This is a genomic window from Dictyobacter formicarum (genome assembly GCF_016587435.1).
In genome coordinates, this window is record NZ_BNJJ01000015.1 from 84,894 (window position 1) to 104,567 (window position 19,674).

General features: G+C 53.8%; 19 protein-coding genes and 3 pseudogenes. 9 read left to right on the forward strand and 13 right to left on the reverse strand.

Annotated features, from left to right (window positions below; translation table 11 throughout):
• Nucleotides 1–10: 10 nt before the first annotated feature.
• The gene (locus JMI88_RS24655) at nt 11–655 is read right to left on the reverse strand and encodes a hemopexin repeat-containing protein (protein ID WP_201364629.1); all 645 of its coding nucleotides are present in this window, start codon (nt 653–655) and stop codon (nt 11–13) included.
• A 775-nt stretch (nt 656–1,430) separates the two neighbouring features.
• Here JMI88_RS24655 and JMI88_RS24660 point away from each other — a divergent pair.
• Together JMI88_RS24660 and JMI88_RS40820 are read left to right on the forward strand one after the other, a co-directional pair.
• Complete coding sequence (locus tag JMI88_RS24660) at nt 1,431–1,904, forward strand: HNH endonuclease (RefSeq protein ID WP_201364630.1); 474 nt, start codon at nt 1,431–1,433, stop codon at nt 1,902–1,904.
• Between the two features lie 177 nt (nt 1,905–2,081).
• Nucleotides 2,082–2,330 (forward strand): transposase, encoded by a 249-nt coding sequence (locus tag JMI88_RS40820; protein WP_201364631.1) that lies wholly within the window; start codon nt 2,082–2,084, stop codon nt 2,328–2,330.
• A gap of 88 nt (nt 2,331–2,418) precedes the next feature.
• Here JMI88_RS40820 and JMI88_RS24670 read toward each other — a convergent pair whose 3' ends face one another.
• Entirely contained in the window at nt 2,419–4,212 is a 1,794-nt protein-coding gene (locus tag JMI88_RS24670) for a recombinase family protein (RefSeq protein WP_236023045.1), read from the reverse strand.
• 945 nt (nt 4,213–5,157) lie between these two features.
• On the opposite strand from JMI88_RS24670, the gene JMI88_RS24675 reads away from it, so the two are divergent.
• From JMI88_RS24675 to JMI88_RS24690, 5 genes are all read left to right on the forward strand, one after another.
• Nucleotides 5,158–7,395, forward strand: a complete 2,238-nt coding sequence (locus JMI88_RS24675; RefSeq protein WP_201364632.1) for an ATP-binding cassette domain-containing protein — start codon at nt 5,158–5,160, stop codon at nt 7,393–7,395.
• A gap of 95 nt (nt 7,396–7,490) precedes the next feature.
• Nucleotides 7,491–7,790 carry a hypothetical protein gene (locus tag JMI88_RS24680; RefSeq protein ID WP_201364633.1) on the forward strand — a complete coding sequence of 100 codons (300 nt, stop codon included), beginning with the start codon at nt 7,491–7,493 and terminating at the stop codon, nt 7,788–7,790.
• Between the two features lie 417 nt (nt 7,791–8,207).
• On the forward strand, nt 8,208–9,068 hold the full coding sequence (locus JMI88_RS39580) for an IS4/Tn5 family transposase DNA-binding protein (RefSeq protein WP_236023046.1): 861 nt from the start codon (nt 8,208–8,210) through the stop codon (nt 9,066–9,068).
• A gap of 183 nt (nt 9,069–9,251) precedes the next feature.
• Nucleotides 9,252–9,584, forward strand: coding sequence for an IS4 family transposase (locus JMI88_RS39585; RefSeq protein ID WP_236023047.1), 333 nt, complete (start codon nt 9,252–9,254; stop codon nt 9,582–9,584).
• A gap of 105 nt (nt 9,585–9,689) precedes the next feature.
• A complete protein-coding gene (locus tag JMI88_RS24690; RefSeq protein ID WP_201364634.1) occupies nt 9,690–10,019 on the forward strand; it encodes a BRO family protein in 330 nt (109 codons plus the stop codon).
• Here the strand turns inward: JMI88_RS24690 and JMI88_RS41225 are convergent.
• From JMI88_RS41225 to JMI88_RS24700, 3 genes and pseudogenes are all read right to left on the reverse strand, one after another.
• The gene (locus JMI88_RS41225) at nt 9,980–10,261 is read right to left on the reverse strand and encodes a hypothetical protein (RefSeq protein WP_505712013.1); all 282 of its coding nucleotides are present in this window, start codon (nt 10,259–10,261) and stop codon (nt 9,980–9,982) included. The genes JMI88_RS24690 and JMI88_RS41225 overlap by 40 nt on opposite strands.
• Nucleotides 10,256–10,459 (reverse strand): annotated as a pseudogene (locus tag JMI88_RS41230) (DNA damage-inducible protein D); the annotation flags it as partial. The gene JMI88_RS41225 and the pseudogene JMI88_RS41230, both read right to left, overlap by 6 nt.
• Before the next feature lie 618 nt (nt 10,460–11,077).
• Nucleotides 11,078–11,764 (reverse strand): HAD-IA family hydrolase, encoded by a 687-nt coding sequence (locus JMI88_RS24700; protein ID WP_201364636.1) that lies wholly within the window; start codon nt 11,762–11,764, stop codon nt 11,078–11,080.
• Between the two features lie 371 nt (nt 11,765–12,135).
• Between JMI88_RS24700 and JMI88_RS24705 the strand changes: the two genes are divergently transcribed.
• Nucleotides 12,136–12,546 carry a hypothetical protein gene (locus JMI88_RS24705; RefSeq protein ID WP_201364637.1) on the forward strand — a complete coding sequence of 137 codons (411 nt, stop codon included), beginning with the start codon at nt 12,136–12,138 and terminating at the stop codon, nt 12,544–12,546.
• Nucleotides 12,547–12,577: 31 nt separating this feature from the next.
• Here the strand turns inward: JMI88_RS24705 and JMI88_RS40200 are convergent, their stop codons facing one another.
• Nucleotides 12,578–12,703 carry a hypothetical protein gene (locus JMI88_RS40200; RefSeq protein WP_268906014.1) on the reverse strand — a complete coding sequence of 42 codons (126 nt, stop codon included), beginning with the start codon at nt 12,701–12,703 and terminating at the stop codon, nt 12,578–12,580.
• 183 nt (nt 12,704–12,886) lie between these two features.
• Between JMI88_RS40200 and JMI88_RS24710 the strand changes: the two are divergent.
• A pseudogene (locus JMI88_RS24710) lies at nt 12,887–13,608 on the forward strand (IS6 family transposase).
• Between the two features lie 146 nt (nt 13,609–13,754).
• On the opposite strand, the pseudogene JMI88_RS24715 reads toward JMI88_RS24710, so the two are convergent.
• From JMI88_RS24715 to JMI88_RS24745, 7 genes and pseudogenes are all read right to left on the reverse strand, one after another.
• Nucleotides 13,755–14,135: pseudogene (locus JMI88_RS24715) on the reverse strand (ISL3 family transposase); the annotation flags it as partial.
• Between the two features lie 104 nt (nt 14,136–14,239).
• Nucleotides 14,240–14,644, reverse strand: coding sequence for a PPOX class F420-dependent oxidoreductase (locus tag JMI88_RS24720; RefSeq protein ID WP_201364639.1), 405 nt, complete (start codon nt 14,642–14,644; stop codon nt 14,240–14,242).
• A 73-nt stretch (nt 14,645–14,717) separates the two neighbouring features.
• Nucleotides 14,718–15,251: a DUF2269 family protein gene (locus JMI88_RS24725; protein ID WP_201364640.1), complete on the reverse strand. Its 534-nt coding sequence runs from the start codon at nt 15,249–15,251 to the stop codon at nt 14,718–14,720.
• A 102-nt stretch (nt 15,252–15,353) separates the two neighbouring features.
• Entirely contained in the window at nt 15,354–16,007 is a 654-nt protein-coding gene (locus JMI88_RS24730) for a TetR/AcrR family transcriptional regulator (RefSeq protein WP_201364641.1), read from the reverse strand.
• 393 nt (nt 16,008–16,400) lie between these two features.
• The gene (locus JMI88_RS24735; protein ID WP_201364642.1) at nt 16,401–16,559 is read right to left on the reverse strand and encodes a hypothetical protein; all 159 of its coding nucleotides are present in this window, start codon (nt 16,557–16,559) and stop codon (nt 16,401–16,403) included.
• 344 nt (nt 16,560–16,903) lie between these two features.
• Nucleotides 16,904–18,136 carry a thioredoxin family protein gene (locus JMI88_RS24740; protein WP_308438863.1) on the reverse strand — a complete coding sequence of 411 codons (1,233 nt, stop codon included), beginning with the start codon at nt 18,134–18,136 and terminating at the stop codon, nt 16,904–16,906.
• Between the two features lie 59 nt (nt 18,137–18,195).
• Nucleotides 18,196–19,401, reverse strand: coding sequence for an epoxide hydrolase family protein (locus tag JMI88_RS24745; protein ID WP_201364644.1), 1,206 nt, complete (start codon nt 19,399–19,401; stop codon nt 18,196–18,198).
• Nucleotides 19,402–19,674: the final 273 nt, after the last annotated feature.

Sequence of the window (19,674 nt, forward strand, 5' to 3'; positions counted from 1 at the left end):
TAGAAACATGCTATAACCCCTGCCAGTTTCCCTGAATAGGTTGCGGGTAGTTAGGGTCAGTTGCATCGTTTGCAATGTCATAACTCATGTACAAGCCATTGAGAAAGAAATAGGCCTTTTGCCGTCCTCCCACTAGCTTGGGCCAGACAATAGCAGCCCTAAATTCCTGGCCTGTTGCCATCAGCCCTGGCCAGTTTCCCTGGATAAATTGCGGGTAGTTAAAATCAACTTTTTTTTGGACGAGATTTGTTATGCCATAATATCTATCATATTGGAACAAGTATACTTTTCCGGTTGGCCACTGTACGGCAACATCAACACGATGATCCAGTTGGGGGCCTGCTAATACTCCTGGCCAGTTCAGGGATGTAGGCAGGGGCGATCCCGGATCAACCTGGTTGTTTGCAAGATCGTAACTATAAAACTGGTCTTGGCTGAAGAAGTAGGCCTTTTGCCGCCCTCCTACAAGCTCAGGCCAGACGATGGCTCCCTGTATATCAACACCCGCTAGCCCTGGCCAATTACCTGCGATCGGGCGTGGGTAGATAGTAAGATCAACACTCTCGTTTTGAATGTCGTAGCCGTAGTACTGATTCCCACTAAAGAAGTAGATTTTCCCATTAGGCCACATAATAGCAGAATCGATGCTAGTCATAGCAGATACTCCTCCCTTTATGCTCGGCTTTGCCAACAATTTGTTAGCGATACATTTATCTTTACGCCTCCATACAATCTCAAGGACACTCTTTCTGAAACAAGCTTGCTATTGACCCTGGCCCGATTCCGTGGAGTGCGCATTGTTTCATGGGAAATGTTTGAGGTAGGGATCAATGATAGGTGCTCTTTACTATGCTTTATATAAAAAGAACGACTAATAATCTATCACTATTTCTTATGAAAGTGTATAGCATAAATAAAGATATAAATCAATAGTGCAATAAATTCCTATAAATAGACAGAGAACAATCTGTCGCTGGTTGTCAACTACGGCCCTTGAGTATCCAGGGCTATTTAAAAGAAGCTATAGAAATTGTCAAGATCCCTCTAGGAAAAAAGAAAAATGAGGGGAGGCGAAAGTCTGATATGGAAAACTGGCGAACACTTCAGGCGGTTTGCGCGATCATTTGGGACAATGAGAAGGAAGAGTAGTATAATGCCAGCATAGTCAGGAACAGCACAAGGAACGGGGAGCGAGCATCCCGAAACAATGACCCATATTCAAATAAAATGCCATCCTGATGTATAGGTTGCGGTGGTGGTGGTAAGATGATAGAGCTTCTCTCGTATCAGGCATTGGGACAATAACACTTTTAGAGATGTAAATTATAATCATTGCCCACTGTGTTCAGAAGCAATCACCATGAAATCTGGTTTTTATAATGATTGCTTCCGACAAAGTTATTATTTTGACATATATTTAAGGAGGAGACATGAATATCTCTTGGCTGCTTCATCTTCCGTTACCGGTGTTACTCCTGGCGGTGGTTGCGGTACTCATCTTGGGCTACGCTCTCTTGCGACCCACAAGGCGCAGGAGGCGGGACCATGGACTACACATAGCCAGAAAGCATGGGCGTGAACGAAGTTCAGAGTGGGCCAGAATAGCGAAAGAGCACCGACTCCGCGAGCCTGCATGTATGGCCTGTGGCTATAGAGGCAAAGATCTGCAAGTCCATCATATCAAACCTTTCCATCTTCATCCTCATCTGGAACTTGACCCAGATAACCTGATTACGCTATGTGAAGCCAAGGGCAGAGATCACCACTTGCTGCTTGGTCACCTGGACGCGTGGGACTCTTATAACGAACACATCCGGGAAGATGTCAAGCATTTTTACCGTAAAACCGCCGTACAGATTCGGGCTGACTTACACTGGCAGAAGAAGATGTCGCAGAGACCGTGAACATCACACCAGAGGAAGGCAGCAGAAAGCCGCCTTCCTCTGATTCGGGCAGTCTCTCCTGGTTGGATTTGTCACCATAAAGTTACCATTCTCACCCTGGCTTCATCAGGAGGCTGCCTCATTCTCCAGGGTAGCCTCGGCCTCGCTCTGGCGCCGGACCAGAGGAGAATGCACCACATGAACCTCTACGAAGCCCACACGGGCATTGTGCTCAAAGAGCAGATGGTGGCCGAGAAAGAGCATGAGCTCAGCCGGATCGAGACGTTCCTCACGCCTGTCTTGATGAAGGGCCGCCTCTTGAGCGCCGACGCGCTCTTTACCCAGCGCCACGTGTGCCAGCAGGTCGTGGCTGCCGGAGGCGATTATCTGCTCTTTGTGAAACAGAATCAGCCGAGCTTGCACCAGGATCTCGCGCTGTTTTTTTGAGGAGCCGCCCCACGATTGCCGGGATTGGCGTAGCGCCTCAAGCATCACGAAAGGACATGGTCGCCTCGAACAGCGGCACTTGACCACCTCAAGCGAGCTTAATGACTTTCTGGCGCGCGATTGGTGTGGCGTGGGACAAGTCTTTCATCTGCGTCGACGAGTGGAACATAGCCTCATCTGTACCCAGCACATCGTCTATGGTATCACCAGTTTGACGCCCAAGCAGGCCGATGCCTCGCAGTTGTTGGAACTGGCTCGTGGACACTGGGCGATCGAAATAGTCTAATCGCAAATGACAAAAACGAGTCGTTTCGCCCTTGGAAGAGGTTGGGATCACATAGCGGATCTCAACCTCTTCGTTCGTGACGATGACACGATCAACAAGCAATTCGATGAGCTGCCGCTTCTGTTCAAAGGTGGCGGCACTGAGCCCTTGCTGAACGCGCTGGCAGAATATTTCAATCGATTGCACCATTCCAGCAAGCTGATCATGGCATCCCACAGTAGCTTCCAATTGCCGCTTTTGTTCGGCAATAACAGACAGGCGCTGTTCCAATTCAATCTTGCGTCTCTTGTACTCTTCGAGTTGAAGCACATTCGCCAGATAGGCATCCGTTAGCCGTTCCATCTGCTGTTCCAAACTAACTCTCGCCTTGCGCAGATTCTCCCGACGAGCTTGCAGTTCTTGAGGAAGCCACAGCCCACCTTGAGCACGAGCGAGCGCAGTGGTAATGGCGTTGGGATGCGTGAGTATCTCACAGACATCTTGCCAGACCAGTTCATCGAGTTGCTCAACAGGAATCGAACGTGCTGGACATTTTTCATCTCGGTGCGAGATAGTTCCATGGCTTTTGCCCACACAGACATAGTACGCATAGCCTCCGCGGCTACTGCGACCAATACAGCCAAGCCGACATGTCCCACAACTGACCATGGCACGTAGCAGGTAGGGATAGGCGGTATTGTTGCGACGGGCAAATTGCTGATTGTGTACCAGTTTTTGTTGCACCAAATCAAATTGCTCCTGGTTGATCACTGCTGGAACTTGAGTGATGGCAGTCCATTCCTCCTGGTTCGTCTGGACATGTCCTCCTCGACCTCGGCCAATAGGGACCAGGGCTGAGTGTCGTCCACGAGCCTCAGTAGGACGACTGCGTCCAATGTAGACAGTTCCCGTGTAGACAGGGTTGGTAAGAATGCCTCGGAGGGTGGCCTGATTCCATCGGGTTTTCCCGGCAGGACTGGCCACACCCAGGTTTGTTAAGCGTTGGATTTCCGCCTTTAAGCTCTTGCCTTCTTGCAGGTAGCTTGAGAACAGTTCTGCCACGACCGCGGCTTCTGCCAGGTCAAGACGGACCCCTGCCGGATCACGGGGATGGGCAGGATCAACCCGATATCCATAGGGTGCGCGGGTCCAAGGAAGCAACCCACCTGCCAGGTACTTCTGACGTCGTCCCCGCCTCATACGCTCGGCAATCAAACTGCGTTCGTACTCGGAAACGGCTCCGCGAATTTGGAGCAGAAGTTGATCGTGGGGATCATGGCTCATGGGACGATCCACAAACTCCACCTGACATCCACCTTGTTCAAATTCTTCAATGAGCAGCATCTGATGCACGTAGTTACGAGCCAGTCGATCAGGGGCCGTGATCACTACGCGATCAAAGATGGCCCGTCCGATTTGCTCTCGTAACCGATCTAGCCCCGGACGACGCAGTTTGGCCCCGCTGTAGCCATCATCACGAAAGATGTGTTCCTCTTGCCACGGCCAGCCTTGTGCTTCATGATAGTTGTGCAAACTGTCGAGTTGTTGTTCGATCGTTTGTGTCTGTGTTTGTCGTTGCGTTGAAACGCGGACGTAGACTGCGATGTTCATTGTCATCCTCCCGGTGTCCTGACTCCTGGAAGGTGGAAGGCGAAGATGGCCTGCTCCATTGGAGAAGCAGCTGATAGGCTTGATCCCATCGACGCTCAGCACCAGGAGCCTCAATCGTGGAATGATGGATGCTCCATTGTCGTTTGTTCATAGACTTCTACCTTCGGGCAATCTATGATCTTGATGGTCTCTGAAGCGTATTGTCTCTCATGTGGGAAGCCTTTTCGTGCTGACCTTTTGGGAAGATATCTCAGCCGACTCAAGCAAAATTTGTCATTTGTGATTGTACCATTGAAAACCGCCTGCATTATCGGCGTGATGTCACCTTGGGAGAGGATGCGTGTCAAGTTCGCAAAGGAAGCGCTCCTCATGTACTCGCCGTGCTCAATTCGTTTGTGTTGGGGCTCTTCGATTTCTGGCAGGTCACCAATGCCAAGCTGTTCCTACGACTCCTTGATGCTCAACCGCTTCGAGCCGTTCGTCTCTTGCTTCCGTCTCTGACGGAAAATTAAATAGCCCCGCGCGGACCGCCAGAAATTGCTTCCAGTCACATTTTCGGACAAAATATGAGTCAAAGAGAAGTCGGACAAAATATGGGTCAATTTCATAAGTAGTCCAGAATGACAGAAGACGGTTTTCTTGCCATGAACAAATGAGATGCGCACGCCCTGTTGTTTCTCGTAGACCAAGATTTTGCCTCGTGCGTATTGGCCTCCATTCCCCTTTGAAACACTCTGCTGGCGGAAAGAGTATGTGTAAAACCCCAACTGAATGTTGGGGTTTACAGTTTATGGCCCTCGAGTATGAGCAACATCGGAGAAGTTTTGCCTTTCCATCTCTGCTATACTGGGTCTTTGGACAAAAAAGAACAACAATTGGTAAGCTGTTAACACGAGAATGGTTGATCTGGCTGGCATGTTGCTGGCGATAGGAGAGGGAGTATCCATGAGTATGGCTCAGGAATATATTGAGATTCGGGGCGCGCGCGAGAACAATTTGCAGGATGTCTCGCTGCGCTTGCTCAAGCGCAAGATAATCATTTTTACGGGCGTGTCGGGTTCGGGGAAGTCCTCTCTGGTCTTTGATACTATTGCCAATGAAGCGCAGCGGCTCCTGTTTGAGAATTTTAGTATGTTTGTGCGCAACTTCTTACCGCGCTATCCCCAGCCGGACGCCGAGGCAATTGAGAACCTGAACATGGCGGTGCTGGTTGACCAGAAGCGCCTGGGCGGCGGCTCGCAGTCGACGGTGGGCACGGTCACCGACATCGCGCCGCTGCTGCGTATGCTCTTCTCGCGGCTCGGCCAGCCGCACGTGGGCTACGCGAATGTCTTTTCGTTCAACGATCCCCAGGGCATGTGCCTGGAGTGCAATGGTCTTGGCCGCAAGATTGGTGTGGACCCCGAGGCGCTGGTTGACCGCACGAAGTCTCTGAACGAGGGAGCTGTCATCGCCCCCGGCCTGGCCGGTTGGGAGCGCGATCTCTATCAGCGCTCCGGTCTGTTTGACAACGACAAGAAACTGGCCGATTACACGCCCGAGGAATGGGAGCTGCTGCTCAACAGTGGGCCGCGCAAATACAAACTGGCCATCGGCAACCAGGAGATGAATGCTACCTATGAGGGTCTGGTTGTCAAATTTAACCGGAAGTTTATCAGCCGGGATATTCAAACCCTCTCGGAGCGCACCCGGCGCCAGGTCGAGCCCTTCTTGAAGCTCGGCCCCTGCCCGCTCTGTAAGGGTGCCCGGCTCAACCAGGCGGCGCTGAACTGCAAGATCAACGGCTACAATATCGCGCAACTGGCGGCGCTGGAAATCGATGACCTGATCGAGATCGTCAGGGAGATCGATGATCCTGCGGTGGCCCCGCTGGTCAACACGCTGGTCGAGCGGCTCCAGCACCTGGTGGATATCGGCCTGGAGTACCTGAGCCTGGAGCGCGCCACCGACACGCTCTCCGGCGGCGAGTCCCAGCGCGTCAAGATGGTCAAACACCTCAACGGCAGCCTCGTCGATGTCATGTATATCTTCGACGAACCCAGCGTCGGCCTGCACTCGCGGGACGTGCACCGTCTAAACGAACTTCTGGTGAAGCTGCGTGATAAAGGCAACACGGTCATTGTGGTAGAACACGATCCCGATGTCATCAAAGTCGCCGACTATGTTGTCGACATGGGGCCATACGCCGGCAGCGAGGGCGGCCAAGTCGTGTATCAAGGCAGTTACGCCGGTCTGCTTCAAGCCGACACTCTCACCGGCAACCACCTTCTGCGGACCAGGCCGCTCAAAGAGAGCTTTCGCCAGGCGAGCGGCAGCCTGCCGATTGTGCGCGCCACCGTCAACAACCTGAAAAACGTCAGCGTGAACATCCCCACCGGCATCCTGACCGTCGTCACCGGCGTGGCCGGTTCGGGCAAGAGTTCGCTCATCAACGAAGCCTTCCTCAGCCAGCATCGCGAGGCAGTCGTGATCGACCAGGGCTCCCTGAGCACCTCCAGCCGCTCGAATCCCGCCACCTACACCGGCATCATGGACGACGTGCGCAAAGCCTTCGCCGCCGCCAACAACGCCGACGCCGGTCTGTTCAGCTTCAACTCCAAAGGCGCCTGCCCCAACTGCCAGGGACTTGGCGTCACCTACACCGACCTCGGCTTCCTTGAGGGCGTCAAACTCCCCTGCGAGGTCTGTGGCGGCAAGCGTTTCAAGGACGAAGTGCTAGCTTACACCCTGAATGGGAAATCCATCGCCGACGTGCTGGGCATGACCGTGCGCCAGGCGCTGGAGTTTTTCACCATCAAAGAAGTGCGGCCCAAACTCCAGGCGCTGAGCGATGTCGGCCTGGACTACCTGACCCTCGGCCAGCCCCTGAGCACCCTCTCCGGCGGTGAGTGCCAGCGCATCAAACTCGCCAGCGAACTCCACAAGCGGGGCAGCATCTACGTCATGGACGAGCCCACCACCGGCCTGCACCTCTCGGACATCGGTCGCCTGCTCACCATCATGAACCGCCTGGTCGATGGCGGCAACACCGTCGTCGTCATCGAGCACCACCTCGACATCATTCGCAACGCCGACTGGATCATCGACATGGGACCCGAAGGCGGCCACAAGGGCGGCACTGTCATCTTCGAAGGCACCCCGCGCGACCTGCTCAACGCCAAAAATTCCCTGACCAGCCAGTATCTATAATAGGTCTGGCTAGCCGATAATCTGTTCCCGGCGACAGAGCGAGCGGATGTCGCAGCTTTTGCAGACAGTCTGGGAGGCGGCTCCAGGACGGCGAATTGCTGCTACTGAATGCGGGTGATGGTTTCGTGCAGATTCTGCTCCAACTGGTTGAGATCGTCCGCGCGATAGGGGATCTCCACCAGGGCCTCCGTCAGCTGTTCCTCGGAGGTCCAGTAGAGCGAGAGGCGCAGGGGGAGCGGCCACGCGCTGTCTCCTGGTCAGGGCAGAGGCGTAGAAGTAGGCCCTTCGAGTCGAAGGACACACATGTACGCGAGCAAATTATTGCTTCTCTCGTCGCTGGGATAATGGGGGATGATGCAACACCAACTGGAGCTACGGAAAGAACCACCTGTTGAATTCCGCCAGGTGCAATACGTCTGCAATTTCAGTTTTCGCGAGCAAGGCAAAAGGTATGACGAGGTAGCGACCACTCCAAAACGGAGGCTCTCCGCTTTTTTGTTTGCCTTCAAATTGGAATGGTCTCTTTCTCACTCAGCGTCCGCGCATCTCGCGATCGGAGGACGTTATTGCTCGGAACGTGGGCTCCAGCCTTTGAGAGATGGCCCCACCCATTGTATGCCGTCAATTTACCACGTATCCAGGACAGCGAACCAATCGAAATCGGTGAAGCTCTGGGCGCCCAGTGGTTCCATATAGGAACCGTTCTTCTTACTGCCAGAGCGAATTGGAAGTGCCGCAATTTCCTCTGTAGGAAGCTCTTGCCCTTGATGGCTGATTCTTACCCACAATTGACAAAGTGAATAGAATCGAGGATGAACGCACAAGAACTGTTGGATCTCAAAAGCTGGGCCGAGCAAACCTTTGGGAATGTCCAACTGCATGATCTGCGTCGAACGAGACGCATGGTAAAAGCGGCCAGCAAGCTGGCAGAGAAGCCTTTGGACTCGCTGCCAGCTCAAATGCACGCCTGGAAGGAGACGAAAGCCTTGTATCGTTTGCTTGATGAGCCAGATGTGACCTTTCCGGCATTGATGCACCCGCATTTCCACCAGACCAGAGAACGAGCGAATGCCTCTCCGGTGGTTCTGTTGGTGCAAGATACGACGGATATTGATCTGTCGCACCGTCACAAAATCAGTGGTGTGGGACAAATCGGGAACGAACGTGGGCGAGGCTTTTTCGTGCAGACGGTGTTGGCGGTGTGTCCTGAGCACCGGGAAGTGCTTGGATGCATCGCTCAAGAACCCTTTGTGCGCATTCCTGCTCCCGAAGGAGAACAACGCCACGAGCGCAGAAAGCGAGCAGCGCGCGAAACCGATGTCTGGATGCGCCAGGTGCGCCATATTGGCACTCCTCGTCCAGCAAGCATCTGGGTCCACGTCGGAGATCGCGGTGCCGATATATTTCCGTTCTTTCACGCTTGCCAAGCCACCCAGACGCACTTTCTGGTGCGAGCGGCTCAAAATCGGCGTGTCGAGCACAGCGAAGAAGAGATCCGTTATTCTCTGGATCGCGCACGGTCTTGGCCGAGCCAAGCGATCCGTCCGCTGGAGGTCCCTGCTCGGCATGGGCACAAGGCCCGTTCGACTCAGGTTCACCTGGCGTTTGGGCACATGACGTTGTTGCCACCACGCCTTGATCCCCGCCAGCACAAGGAGCCTTTGACCGTCTGAGTGATCCGCGTCTGGGAAGAACAGGCGCCAGAAGGTGAAGAACCGCTGGAATGGCTCCTGGTGACCTCGGTATCCACCACCACGCTCGAACAGGCCTGGGAACGCGTGGAATGATATCGGCAGCGCTGGTTGGTCGACTATCATCAATGCCTCAAGAGTGGGTGCCGCATTGAGGAACGGCAATTGCAAAGTGTTGATGGCTTGATACGCTTGTTGGGTCTGTTGTCCCCTCTTGCCGAGCGCCTGATGCAAGTGCGTGAGCATGCTCGTCAAGAGCCCGAGCGCCCTGCAACTGAGGTGATTGAGCCTCTGATGCTGGCCGTGTTGGCTCAACGTGCTGGTCAATCTCTTGAGAGCATGACCCTGGGCACCTTCTGGACGGAGGTGGCACGCCTGGGCGGCTATCTGGCACGCTCCCATGATGGTCCTCCTGGGTGGCGGACCATCTGGAAAGGCTGGCTTGAGTTGCAAACACTGCTTGAGGGGGTTCACCTCGCTTTTCACCTCCGTTTGTAAATTGTGGGTAAGAATCAGCCTTAAAAGACTGGGCTTTCTGGCTCGTTTCATGTAAAATAATGCTGTATATACATGATAAATGTTTCTCTGAAAGGGTGGCGGATTATGACGAGTGACGAGCAAGGGCGTATGTCTCCGTTTGAGGCCATTCGGCAGATTGATGAGTATGGTAATGAATATTGGTCAGCTCGTAGTCTAGGACGTATTTTAGGATATTCCACGAATTATCGTAACTTTCAAAAGGCTATTCGCAAGGCTGAAGAAGCGTGTCAGAATAGCAATGAAGCGGTTGCAGACCATTTTGCGCACATGCGCAAAATGGTCTCAATTGGCTCTGGTGCGCAGCGGGAAGTTGATGATGTCCATCTCTCTCGCTATGGCTGTTATCCGACAATTCAGAATGCTGATCCAGAGAAAGAACTGGTTGCCCCGTAGAGTCCCTGGTAGCCGTGGTCCTGGAAGATGGCGAAGTCTTTGGCGGTGATTACGCCCGCCTGGCTCGCTGTTTCCGCGAGTTGCCGGTTCTGAAGTGTGACCTGGTCGCGCATCAGCAATCGCCGCTGATCTTCAGTGAGCCTTCCCAGCGCATCCGCATCGGTCAGTTCCTGTCGGCGGGTCTGCACTGCAAAGTAGGACTGCCCCAGGGCGACGACCAACATTTTCGGGTCACCATTCATCACCGTGAGATAGGCTGCGTAGCGCGAGAGCAGCACATCTTCCATCCTGCGCTGGCTCCCGCTGCCTAACAAAACCATTTTGTATGATTGTACAAAATGGTCCGACACGGGCTGCCCGTTCTCCTCGCATGCTTTCTTTGCCCGTTGGATGACAATCGTCGAGAAATTCCGCCATTCGCTATAGCCTAAAATCTTATAGAGATCGCGTGCGCTTCATACTTCCTGCCCCTGCTCATTGATCTGCCGGATTGCCTCAAACGGGGACATATGGTCTTGCATCTCATTCGCTATCATTCCTACCTCATTCAGAGAAGAACTACTTACTCACCACCACTCTGGCATCACCGCGTATCACCGAAAAAAAAGGGCGCCAAGGGAGCTGGCAGCGATGCAGTGCTGCATGACACCGGAACTGTCCGCGAAAGCAATAAAGAACAGTTCCAGATTTTTGCGAGTACTATGATAGCATAAGAGCGTAATTTGAGATACTGCACAAGAAATGTAATATATTTTGCTCTCATACTGACGTTGGAAGCGCGGCTGCGCATCTTTCGCACGAGCTGCGACTGCCGAATCCGCTCACTGTAGGCTGCCGTTTCTGGCGTGATAGTATTGCGCAAACACCAGAGATGAAAATCATCGTCAGTCAACACGCGCCATCACCTTCTTTCTCAGCTTTCGCTGCACGAGACGTCGATGTACGCCTCAGAAAGCGGAAGGAGACGATCTCCATCCACCCAATGGAACATCCGGCTCCTGCATATTGCCAGTCAAGGATGGGGTAAAGCGAGAAAAGAAACGTCCGGGCAAACTCCCCTATCCATGAGAAGGCTCAGCAGTGACGGTCAGGGTCAGAGAAGCAGTCCGAGTCGCCCCTGAAACGGGTGTGGGTGAGACGCAGAGCACTTCCAGTGAGGGAACACAGACATCCGCGTTCTGCAATTGAGCTGGAGCATGTGTCGTAGCCACAGCAATCACGGGGATCTGTGCTGCGCAGGCCGCGGCAATGCCTGCTGGCGCATCCTCAATCACGAGACAGTGTTGCGGCTTCAAGCCCAGACGCTGAACTGCCTGCAGATACCCGTCTGGATGCGGCTTGCCCTCGACGACATCCTCTGCTCCAATCAGCACGGTGGGTACAGGTAAGCCCGCAGCCTGCAAGCGTGCGGCTGCAAGAGCTTGCGAGCCAGACGTGACCACAGCCCAGTGTGAAAGCGCAAGAGTGGCTAACAAGGACGCAGCCCCAGGCAAGGTGATCACTCCTTCGGTATCCTGAACTTCGATCTGCTCAAGGAGGTGAGCCTCCCTCTTTGCCGAGAGGGAGGGGGCTATGAGACGTATGGTGTCAATGCTTCGCCGACCATGCGCAATCGCAAGAATCTCTTGAAGATCGAGCCCATGTTTCTGCGCCCAGTCCTTCCAGTGGCGCTCAATACAGGCTGTTGAATCAACGAGCACTCCATCCAGGTCGAATAACACTGCCTCACAGGTGAACTGTTTCAATGATCCTCTCCTTCTTCTCAATGCCTTTTTAGCTCATCCTTCATCACACAACAAGCATGGGAGCAAATCCAAGGACGAGCGACATTCTCTCATGGGATGTTCTCTTTCAAAGCTCTCCCATATTTCCTTCCCACCGAGTATAGCCGAACACAAAGGACATAGCAAGAATTGCTTACATAACCTGGCCCTGGCTCACTCCTGGCGAATGATGAGCGTATCTGACGATTGCTCTCTCTTTTTCTGAGCATGGAAAGAAGGGCAAAATCACCGCTACTGATGTGTTTTCACCAAGATTGGACCAGTTCCAGAACTCAAGCAATATACTCAGAATATGGGAGCTCTACTGGCTATTTATGCATCTGGAACTGCCCGTGGCTGTTTTGAAAGAAGATGGATGTTATTCCAATATCCAGGCGCATATCAGGCGTGTGAGGGTTGGACGATGGCACAAATTGGATGGTGACGGGAACGAGATCCGCCTGCGGCCCGGAAAGACGAGGCCCCAGGATGAGGCGAGCGTGCGTGGGGTCATTACCAGGGAGTTCCAGGACTTCCGCCTGGCCGTGGATATTGAGCGCCACAAAGTGGCTGAGCTGCTCCGTGTGTTCGTGGCCGACAAAGGCATCGGTTTGATAGGTGCGCGGCCGGCCGTACTGCCAATCGTTGACCACCATGGTTCCCCAACCAGCGACCCACTGCCCGACGAGGATGAGCGCGAGCATAATCGCCATCCCCCAGGCCAACCAGGGTGGCGAGCGAGGCCGATGGGAATCGTGCCGTGAAGCGGAGCAGCATCGCCTGGCCCGGAAACGGCTACCTGCGCCTCTGCTTGCGAAGCGCTTGCGAGGCGCGAACCCAGGGCGGGATGTCGGTCAATGCGCTACCAATTGGGCGGTGGCGAAGCGCGCTGCGCGGGGTGAGTCCTATCGTGGAAGACATGGCTTGTTCTCCTGCTGTTGCTGAGCTGGTAACGGGATCAGCGATACGGATGTTTGTCTCTCTTCCGTAAGTGTACTGGAGCGGCACGTATCCTGGCGAGGGGGTTATCCACAGATTCTCTCCCCAATTTTGTGGGTATTGTCAACTTGGTAAGATAGCTGAACAATATGCTAGAATAGCTGTATGAAAACACACACCACTCCCACCAACTACAAAGGTTTTCGCTTCCTTACCCGCCTGAAATCGTGAGCCCACGCAGTGTGGTTGTATTTTCGCTTCTCGCTCAGTTTTCGCGATGTGGAAGAGCTTCTGGCACAACGAGGAGTGGTCGTGAGCTATGAAACCGTGCGACAATGGTGCTTGAAGTTTGGGCAGACATACGCGAATGAACTTCGTCGCCGTCGCTCCCATTGTGGCGACAAATGGCACCTGGACGAGGTCTTTCTCACGATCCGTGGCGAGAGACAGTATCTCTGGCGAGCAGTGGACCAGGACGGCAACGTCCTGGACATCCTCGTGCAGAGCCGACGGAACAAGAAAGCCGCCAAACGATTTTTCCGCAAGCTTCTCAAAGGGTTGCAATACGTTCCGCGCGTGATTCTCACTGATAAGCTGAAGAGTTATGGCGCGGCGAAACGAGAAATCTTGCCTGGTGTGGAGCATCGTCAGCACAAAGGGCTGAACAATCGTGCGGAAAATTCGCACCAGCCCACGCGACTGCGTGAAAAGAAGATGCGGCGATTCAAGTCCGCCAAACAGGCACAGCGCTTTCTCTCTGCTTCGGTCTCATTGCTAGACATTTTCAACCGCGACGTCATTGTTTGGAAGCCGAGGAATATCGTGCCATTTTACAGGACCGATTTCAAACCTGGAATGAGGTGACTGGCGTCAAACTGGTCGCATAGCCACACAGATCTCCTCGCTCTTCCTGGCCTTCGATACCTATTCTCTTCCTAACTCATCAATATATTTCATTCCTGCGAACAAGTTGACAGTACCAAAGCGAGACAGCAAGGTTGCTGGCTAACATCTTCCATTGTTTGAGCATCTCCTACAATGCATGGAGGACGCGCTGACGGAGCAGAGGAAACCCAGCCCGACCATAGCCCATTCTTTTGATAAGCTTCAGCTTATTCACTTTCCCCTCGACAAGACCGTTACTGATGGGCAAAGTCAGGCCCGCATTGACCGCAGCTTTGTCTCGTTCAATTCCTTGAACAAAGCTACGCAATTCGGGAATCTGGCTCTCTCTTGCTTTGGTTAGCCAGGCATCGAAATCTTCTCTGGTGCGCGTGCGCAGCATCTGGGCAAACTGTTGAACGAGGTCATAAGTCAGGTCGACTTCCGGATGGCAGTGGCAAAGCTGACGAAGCGTCTCCTGCTCTTCGGCGTCCAATTTTTCAGGGCGAGAAAGGAAAAGGAAGGTCGCCTGCCGTGAAGGCAAAGGAACTGGAGAGAGTTCTCCTCCTGATACCTCGTTCTTCTTGCCCCCCGGAAAGCAGAAAAACGCCTCAAAGATTCTTTAAAAACAGACTATTATTCCCAGGTAATTTTCTTGATGACCGGCTTGCCATCCTGAAAAGCCGGCCCTTCAATGCCGCTACTCCAGGAGACCTTTGGCGTAATCACAATATAGGTGCCAGGACCTCGGAATCCCTCCTCAAGTTGCAGAATCTCGGCCTCTCCATGAAGCTTGATCGAGCGTGGTTCCAGAGGATCGAGTGAGCGTAGTTCATCAATAAGGAGTGACACCTTGTACTGTCCGGCAGCGATATTTTTATACTTGCGCGTGCGTTCGAGAAAATACCCGCCAATATAGAAGCGCCCATTCTCAAAGGCGAAGCCAACCGCATCTGCATCTGGTTGACCAGTGATGGCTACCGTTGCCAGTCTGGCGAGCGGCTGTGTGCGCAAAAATGCGAGCTCTTGTTCCGAAAACATCTTTTTTCTCTCTTTCTCTCACTATTGCTTTACGAATATGCCTTTACAATGGCCGTTTCGCACCATACCTGCTCTACCCTTTACGCACGAAGGCCAGGATGAGGCCGACGATGAGGATCAGAGCGATCACGACCCCCGAACCAAGCCAATCTAGCTTCAAGACCATCATGATAACAGCGCCCAACGCGGCCAGGCTCGGGATGGGTGCGTAAGCCCGTAGCACTGGATGAGCGATGACCTTTCTTAGCGCGGGAGAGATCTCGCCCACGGGCGTGGCTTGCGCTGCCACGTGAATCGCCTTCATGCGAGGCCCGTTGATCACCGGTCCCAGGATACCCAGGAGAACGAGTAAACCCAGCGAAAACACAATCCAGGCGTGCTCCCATCCCCACCCCGTCCATGCTAGCGCGAGGCCACTGACGAGAATGAAGAAAGCAGAGGCTGGTAAAACCAGATCAATCACACGGCTGAGAGTGAGCCATTCATGGACTTGCAGCGTCGTCTTCGCCGCATGTAGACGAGACACGATAATCACTTCCAGGCTGAGAGCGATAAACAGGCCACACACACCGACAATGTGGAGTAAAAGCAGATAAGGATAAAGCATGATGTCTCCTCCATGAGTATTGCTACTTACCTTTGTTTATTTAATGGCCTTTGGTAAATAAAAGCGACGATGTTCCTCAGGTTCGCTACGGATGAAATGGACCTAGAGTGGAGCTCCATGTTCGGAAGGGGAAGCCGAGTGGGCGGTATCCGTCTCGTGTTCCCAGGCCGGCAGCATGCCTTGAATTGCTTGCTCGATTAATTGTGCTGCCTGCGCCTGTCCACCGCGAATGCGGTCTGCCAGCGTGAGCGTTACCAGCCCATGCGCGGTCCCCCAGAGGATATTCACCTGGTCAGCGAGGTGCTCTGTTGACCAGCCATGAAAATCAAGGACATCTTTGACGGTCAGTGTTACCACATCCTCTATTTGTAGTCCCTCTTTCTCTGGCTCTGAGATGCTGAAAGTGACGCCGTCCAGACCATACATCAGGCGGTAGAGCTCGGGATAGCGCCAGGCGAATTCGAGATAGCCATGAGCGATGAGTCGCATCGCCTCCTCTGGATCATGAGCTTGTGCTCGGGCTCGCTTCAGATCTGCCTCCAGCAGACGAAAGCCCTCGTGCACGAGTTCTAAGAGAAGCACCTCTTTGTTTTCAAAGTAGGCATAAATGGCGGCATGGCTGTACTCAATGTGGTCAGCGATCTTGCGCATCGTCACATTGCTCCACCCATCGGCCAGAGCGATGGTGCGCGCTGCCTCCAACACACTCTGTTTGAGCTCTTGCTGATCTCGCAGCCGTCGTTCTTTCCTACCCATAAACTTACCTTTGTTATTTTAATTTACCAATGGTTACTAGTAGAATAACAGAAAGAGAAAAGGATGTCAAGCCTTTTCTGAGCGGTTTGCTCTGGAAGCTCATTTACAAGCTGTTAATGGAAGAAGCCAACTCGGGAGCGGTTTCTCCTGATTCTGAATCAGCAGTGCTCACTCTTCAGGGCAAGTGCTCACGTTTCAGGGCTCAACCTGCTCACTTGGTGGAACTGGCCCAATCCTGGTGAAAACACATCAGTAGCGACAATGTGCCTGCCTGGCTCCCTGCAAAAGAACGAATCACGCGTGTGGAGATCCCATGAAGCTGCAAGGCGACTTCAATTGTTCCAGGGGTTTCGACAGCGATATGTTGCAAAACGTAGGCCCAAGGCTGAGTACTTATATCGCTCCATTGTTGTTGTTCACGTCTTTCCCCATTGTTCCATTGTTGCCGTTCACTTCTTTCTCCGTTGTTCCATTTCCCCAATACTGTTGAGCTTCTCCTAGATCAATCAATCCCAATTGCCCAACGATTTCTTGCAATTCTTGTATTGTCATTATATGTTTTTCTCTCTTCTCGTATTGTCATCATATGTTTTCTCTCTTTTACCCGGTAGAATCGAGCCTCTCCTAGAACAATCAAGCCTCATTGCCCAACGATTGCCTGCAAGTGTCAATTTGTGTATGAAGTGGACGGATTCTGACTAAATCTTGACAATCAAATGGGCGGTAGAACAGGCAAAAGACGAGCAACATTTGTGCTACCCATCGAGGCGAAGTTTCGAGATCTCTCGTGTCGCGCCGATTCATGTTAATTGCTTGCTTTCCCATTTCATTCCCAAAATTTTTACCAATCCCCCCACTTCACTCGCGAATTGGCAGAGAAGTGCCTCTATCGTGGATCAGCCGAACGTGAACGCGAAAGCCCGCACGCCCACATCGAGAAACTCGATCTCGAACTGGCGATCAGCAATGGGCTTGGGTTGCCGGATCAGTTGATACAGCCGGGATTCGGTCACCATACCGTTGCCCTGCTCGTCAACGTCAATGCCATGAGCCGCCCCCGGTGCCTGTCCATCGAGGAACACGCGAAAGCGCACGGGCGTTCCTCGCGCTGGCGGCCCCATGACGAGATGGACATCACGGGAATGAAAGCAGGACGCGATGCGCCCGTTGGCCGTGTTCAGCACAATGGCTTCTCTCTCCCCTGTCCAATCGCCTGAAAGAGCCCAACGATTGAGGCTCAATCGCGCGGGAGCAGCATAGACGCGACGCGTACCCAGGGCTGCCCCACCGGGAGACGCAAAGTGCTCGGTACGCGCGTGCCCGAGATAATTTTCTGGAGACTTCAAGTCACCCCAATCAGCGGCCGCTTCAACCCCCTGGGCATCGACCGAAACCAGTTCATCACCGATACCACCGATGCCAGCCTCGGCCAGCAAGTGTTGAAGAATTATTTCCGACTGTTCATAGGCGCCCTCCCCGAAGTGATGATGTCGAATACGGCCCTGCGCATCAACGAAATAGAGGGCCGGCCAATAGTGATTATAGAAAGCTCGCCAGATCACATAGTCGTTATCGATGGCGATAGGATAGGAGACCCGCAGGTCCCTGGCCGCCCGGCTCACGTTCTCCAGGTCGTGCTCAAAGGAGAACTCAGGCGTGTGCACGCCGATCACCACCACGCCGTGATCCCGGTATTTCTCGGCCCATGCCCGCACATAGGGAAGTGAGCGCAGCCAATTGATGCAGGTGTAGGTCCAGAAGTTGATCAGGACGACATTTCCTCTCAGGTCGGCCGCCGAGATGGGCGGCGAATTGAGCCACGTGGTCGCGCCGCCCAAAGACGGCAGCTCCCCCTCAACGGGGAATGAAACCGCCGCGGGGTGTCTCGCAGCGGGCAAGAACGGGTTTCTGTTCATCATAAATGCCTTTCCGCTGTTTGGATGTCTCAGTGATGCGCGCCTGCCCCATGCGGCACACCAGCATCGCTGTGCGTACGTTCTCGCCACATGATCTGGGCGAGGTGAGAGGCCCAGCCGCGCCAGGGGGTCTGAGGCAGGAGCGTTCCTTTCCTGGATACGTGTCGGCCAATCAGTCAAGAGGATCGTTGACTGATTGGCCAACGAGCCCATCGTTTATGCGGTGCTGTAGGACGGCGGGCACGCTCTGGGCCCGCCGTCCCCCTTTCCGATTAGCGCAGGGATCTGAAGCCCGCGCGAACCTCTTCTGACAAGCGTTGGGGCTGTTCCCAGGCCGCAAAGTGCCCGCCTTTGTCAAGCGCGTTGTAATAGACCAGTTTGGGATATGCCTGCTCGGCCCAACTGCGCGGGGCCTGATAGAGCTCGTCAGGAAAGACGCTCACGGCAACCGGGATGGAGACGTTCTTGACGTCGAAAAAGCCGAACTTATTTTCCCGGTAGAGACGAGCCGCAGAAATAGCCGTGTTCGTCAACCAGAAGAGCGTGATGTTGTCGAGCACGTCGTCTCGTGTCAGGCCGCCGGGATGTCCGGCAAAGGCGCGTGCGATCAGCTCGTAACTGCGCGTGTCGTGGTCAATCATAAAGGCAGCCAGGCCGACGGGGGAATCTGCTAATCCGGTTAGCGTTTGCGGGCGTGTCCCCATCATGACTGCGTAGCCGACGTGCTTATAGAAGTAGTCCATCTGCTCATACGCGCGTCTTTCGTCGGCAGAGAGACCGGATGGCGGATTGCCGGGCTGGAACACATCGAACGTCGTTGCAATGTCGGGTGGAAAAACGCCAGCCATGTTGGTGTGAATGCCGAGCAGCTCCGAAGGCGCCTGCACAGCCATGAGTTCTGTGATAATCGCACCCCAATCGCCGCCCTGCGCCACAAATTGCGTGTATCCAAGGCGCTTCATCAGTTCCACCCAGGCACGTGCGATGCGGTCGGGACCCCAGCCGGCTGTGGTTGGCTTGCCGGAAAACCCGTAGCCGGGCATCGACGGGATCACCAGATGGAACGCGTCCGATGCGCTACCGCCATGTGCTGTGGGATTGGTCAGTGGATCGATAATCTTCAACTGCTCGACGACCGAGCCGGGCCATCCGTGCGTGACGATGAGCGGCAACGCATTCTCATGCTTCGAACGAACGTGAATGAAATGGATGTCGAGCCCATCGATCTCGGTGATGAACTGCGGCAGGGCGTTCAGTTTCGCCTCGCATTTGCGCCAATCGTACGCGGTCGCCCAATAGCGTGCGAGTTCCTGAATCGTCGCCAGTTGCACGCCCTGCGACTGATCTGCGACGGTCTCCTTCTCGGGCCAGCGTGTAGCCGTGATGCGTCGGCGCAGCTCGACAAGTTCTTCTTCGGGAATGTCGACGCGGAAGGGACGAAGCGCCATGCGGGTCGATGTGATTTCGTGGGTGTCCATAAGAGTTCTCCTTTGTTTTGATACATTTCAGAGGACTCCGACTCACATGAGTCAAGCATCATGGGTCTTCCACGAAGTTGATGATTTGAGGATGAATCGTCATGAAGAGGATTGTTAGTGGTTGTGACCATTGCTGGCCATTTTCTGAATCCGCCTCTCATACTACCCTATCCTCATGATGCTGCCAACAAACAAGCAGTACTCATCAACTTGTCGTAAGACCTAGCATCATGTGAGTCGGAGTCTTTCAGATTGGTCACTTGACGGGTCAAT

Bases quoted from the DNA above. Each gene is read 5' to 3' on its own strand.
- JMI88_RS24655 (WP_201364629.1), bottom strand. From the start codon at position 655: ATGACTAGCATCGATTCTGCTATTATGTGGCCTAATGGGAAAATCTAC.
- JMI88_RS24660 (WP_201364630.1), top strand. From the start codon at position 1,431: ATGAATATCTCTTGGCTGCTTCATCTTCCGTTACCGGTGTTACTCCTG.
- JMI88_RS40820 (WP_201364631.1), top strand. From the start codon at position 2,082: ATGAACCTCTACGAAGCCCACACGGGCATTGTGCTCAAAGAGCAGATG.
- JMI88_RS24670 (WP_236023045.1), bottom strand. From the start codon at position 4,212: ATGACAATGAACATCGCAGTCTACGTCCGCGTTTCAACGCAACGACAA.
- JMI88_RS24675 (WP_201364632.1), top strand. From the start codon at position 5,158: ATGGCTCAGGAATATATTGAGATTCGGGGCGCGCGCGAGAACAATTTG.
- JMI88_RS39580 (WP_236023046.1), top strand. From the start codon at position 8,208: ATGAACGCACAAGAACTGTTGGATCTCAAAAGCTGGGCCGAGCAAACC.
- JMI88_RS24690 (WP_201364634.1), top strand. From the start codon at position 9,690: ATGACGAGTGACGAGCAAGGGCGTATGTCTCCGTTTGAGGCCATTCGG.
- JMI88_RS41225 (WP_505712013.1), bottom strand. From the start codon at position 10,261: ATGAATGGTGACCCGAAAATGTTGGTCGTCGCCCTGGGGCAGTCCTAC.
- JMI88_RS40200 (WP_268906014.1), bottom strand. From the start codon at position 12,703: ATGTCTTCCACGATAGGACTCACCCCGCGCAGCGCGCTTCGCCACCGC.
- JMI88_RS24720 (WP_201364639.1), bottom strand. From the start codon at position 14,644: ATGTTTTCGGAACAAGAGCTCGCATTTTTGCGCACACAGCCGCTCGCC.
- JMI88_RS24725 (WP_201364640.1), bottom strand. From the start codon at position 15,251: ATGCTTTATCCTTATCTGCTTTTACTCCACATTGTCGGTGTGTGTGGC.
- JMI88_RS24730 (WP_201364641.1), bottom strand. From the start codon at position 16,007: ATGGGTAGGAAAGAACGACGGCTGCGAGATCAGCAAGAGCTCAAACAG.
- JMI88_RS24735 (WP_201364642.1), bottom strand. From the start codon at position 16,559: ATGACAATACAAGAATTGCAAGAAATCGTTGGGCAATTGGGATTGATT.
- JMI88_RS24740 (WP_308438863.1), bottom strand. From the start codon at position 18,136: ATGGGCTCGTTGGCCAATCAGTCAACGATCCTCTTGACTGATTGGCCG.
- JMI88_RS24745 (WP_201364644.1), bottom strand. From the start codon at position 19,401: ATGGACACCCACGAAATCACATCGACCCGCATGGCGCTTCGTCCCTTC.